Origin of the sequence: Rhodosalinus sp. (assembly GCF_041685465.1) — a bacterium.
In the GTDB taxonomy this organism is placed as follows: domain Bacteria; phylum Pseudomonadota; class Alphaproteobacteria; order Rhodobacterales; family Rhodobacteraceae; genus Rhodosalinus.
The window spans coordinates 1-2,734 of sequence record NZ_JAWLFS010000314.1 but is presented as its reverse complement, the minus strand read 5'-3'; the positions used below and the strand labels follow the sequence as shown (position 1 = coordinate 2,734).

Below are 2,734 nucleotides of genomic sequence, written 5' to 3'. Positions count from 1 at the left end.
GTGCCGATCTCCTCGGCCACCCAGCGGTCGCGCCCGGTCTCGGCGAGCCGCGCCGAGAGATATTCGTAGATCACGCGCAGATGCGTCACGTCGGCGAGGGCGTAGGCCTTCTGCGCCTCCGAGAGCGGGCGGCGCGACCAGTCGGTGAAGCGCGAGGTCTTGTCGAGGTTCGACTTCGCCACCTTCTTCACAAGCGTCTCGTAGCCCACCTGCTCGCCGAAGCCGCAGACCATCGCCGCCACCTGCGTGTCGAAGAGCGGCGTCGGGATCACGCCCGCGTCGACGTAGAAGATCTCGAGGTCCTGCCGCGCGGCGTGAAAGACCTTCACGGTGCTGTCGTCGCGGAAGAGCGCGTAGAGCGGGTCGAGCGACAGGTCGCCCTCGATCGGATCGACGAGCACCGCGTCGCCCTCGTCCGCCCCGTCCTCGCCGGGGATGGCGAGCTGCAGCAGGCAGAGCTTCGCGTAATAGGTGCGCTCGCGCATGAACTCGGTGTCGACGGTGACGTAGGGGGCCGCCTGTGCACGCTGGCAGAACGCGGCGAGATCCTCGGTCGTGGTGATGGTGCGCATGAAGGCCCCGGTGCAATGCGTGTCGCGCCCGACCGGGCGCGACGGCGTGCATACGCGATGGCCGCCTCGAAGGAAAGTCAGGCGAAGCGGAGGGGGCTGCGGTCGCCCTCGGCCACGCGGCGCAGCACCGCCGGGTAGAGCCGGTGCTCGGCCGCCTGCACCCGCGCGGCGAGCGTGTCGGGCGTGTCGTCGGGCCGGACGGGCACCTCCGCCTGCCCGAGCACCGGCCCCGCGTCGAGGTCGGGCGTCACCTCGTGCACCGTGCAGCCGTGGCGCGTCTCGCCGGCGGCGAGCGCGCGGGCATGGGTGTCGAGGCCGCGGAACTTCGGCAGGAGCGAGGGGTGGATGTTGAGCATCCGCCCCTCCCAGGCCGCCACGAAACCGGGTGTCAGCACCCGCATGAACCCGGCGAGGCAGATCAGATCCGGCTGCGCCGGCGCGAGCGTCGACTGCAGCGCCGCCTCGAATGCGGCGCGGTCGGCGTAGGCGCGGTGATCCACGACCGCCGTCGGCACGCCCGCCGCCTCGGCCTTCGCGAGCCCCCCGGCGCCCGGCACGTTGGACAGGACCAGCACGGGCCGCGCCGGATGGTCGCCCGTCATGCTCTCGACGAGGCGGAGCATGTTCGACCCCGACCCGGAGATCAGGATCGCGATGCGCAGGGGGTCAGCCAAGCCGGCCGTCATGGACCACGCCTTCGCCGGGCTCGACCCGTCCGATCACGCTGACCCGTTCGCCCTCCGCCTCCAGCGTCGCGGCGAGCGCCTCGGCCCGGTCGGGGGCCACGACGGCCACCATGCCGATGCCGCAGTTGAAGCTCCGCAACATCTCCGCCTCCGCGATGCCGCCCGCGTCCCGCAGCCAGCCGAAGACCGGCGGCAGCGCCCAGGCGGAGAGATCCACCCGCGCGCCGAGCCCCTCGGGCAGCACGCGCGGCAGGTTCTCGGTCAGCCCGCCGCCGGTGATGTGCGCGAGCCCATGCAGCCCGCCCGCGCGCAGCGCCGCGAGCGCGGGGCGCACGTAGAGCCGCGTGGGCGTCAGGAGCGCCGCGCCGAGCGTGCCGTCACCGAAGGGCGCGGGCGCGTCCCAGCTGAGGCCCTCGGCCTCCGCCACCCTGCGCACCAGCGAGAAGCCGTTGGAATGCACCCCGTCCGAGGCGAGGCCGAGGAGCACGTCGCCCGCGGCCACGCCGGCGGGCAGGCCCGCACCACGCTCCATCGCACCGACGGCGAAGCCTGCGAGGTCGAAGTCGCCCGGCGCGTACATCCCCGGCATCTCCGCCGTCTCGCCGCCGATGAGCGCGCAGCCCGCCCCGGCGCAGCCCTCGGCCACGCCCTCGATCACCTCGGCCGCCGCGTCGGCCGACAGGCGCCCGGTGGCGAAATAGTCGAGGAAGAAGAGCGGCTCCGCCCCCTGGCAGACGAGGTCGTTGACGCACATCGCCACCAGGTCGATCCCCACGGTCGAGAGGTGCCCGGTGTCGATCGCGATGCGGAGCTTGGTGCCCACCCCGTCGGTCGCCGCGACGAGGATCGGGTCCGCGTAGCCCGCCGCCCTCGGGTCGAAGAGCGCGCCGAAGCCACCGAGGCCGGCCATCACGCCCGGTCGCGCCGTGCGCTTCGCCGCCGGACCGATCCGCTCCACCAGCGCCTCGCCGGCGGCGATGTCCACGCCCGCCTCGGCGTAGGTCAGCCCCTTGCGCGTCTCGCTCACCGGCCCGTCCTCCGTCACCCTTCCGCGCGGCCCTAGCCCATCGCCACGTCGCGGGCAACGGCCAAGACTTGACGCGCAGAAGGCCGCCGCCTAGCACGACAACGGGGGCCCGTAGCTCAACCGGTCAGAGCAGAGCGCTCATAACGCTTTGGTTGGGGGTTCGAATCCCTCCGGGCCTACCATTTTAATTAATTATTTGTTTTTACGTGTTTTTCCGCCTCCGTGCCCCACGATTTCTGAGCCGTGGGACACCGGGTTCAACCCGCATTATTCATCGAAATCGGGGGTAATGGCTGGCGTGCCCGCGAAAGCCCTGTAGAGCCAAGCTGCTAAACCAAGTCCGACAGCAACCTTCGGCGCACGCCATGGGTGAAACGCGACAGCCGGTCGCCACGGGCTTCAACACGTCTCTGCGTGTCGAGAGCCGGGCAGAGCGGCTGACCGGTGGT

The 2,734-nt window shown here is 71.6% G+C and carries 3 protein-coding genes and 1 tRNA gene; 1 reads left to right on the top strand and 3 read right to left on the bottom strand.

All coding sequences use genetic code 11. The annotated features are described in order from the left end of the window. The 3 genes from ACESL7_RS15010 to purM form a co-directional block, all read right to left on the bottom strand. Positions 1 to 572 (bottom strand): ribonuclease D (locus ACESL7_RS15010; RefSeq protein ID WP_372894102.1); only part of this gene is annotated, 572 nt, incomplete at its 3' end. Positions 573 to 649: 77 nt separating this feature from the next. Then, a complete protein-coding gene (gene purN, locus ACESL7_RS15005; protein ID WP_372894101.1) occupies positions 650 to 1,258 on the bottom strand; it encodes a phosphoribosylglycinamide formyltransferase in 609 nt (202 codons plus the stop codon). Beyond that, positions 1,239 to 2,285, bottom strand: a complete 1,047-nt coding sequence (gene purM / locus ACESL7_RS15000; protein ID WP_372894100.1) for a phosphoribosylformylglycinamidine cyclo-ligase — start codon at positions 2,283 to 2,285, stop codon at positions 1,239 to 1,241. The genes purN and purM overlap by 20 nt, the downstream gene beginning before the upstream one ends. Before the next feature lie 105 nt (positions 2,286 to 2,390). On the opposite strand from purM, the gene ACESL7_RS14995 reads away from it, so the two are divergent. After that, positions 2,391 to 2,467, top strand: a tRNA-Ile gene (locus ACESL7_RS14995). Positions 2,468 to 2,734 lie beyond the last annotated feature (267 nt).

Excerpts from the sequence above, each read along its gene's own strand:
- purN (WP_372894101.1), bottom strand. The coding sequence starts at position 1,258 with ATGACGGCCGGCTTGGCTGACCCCCTGCGCATCGCGATCCTGATCTCC.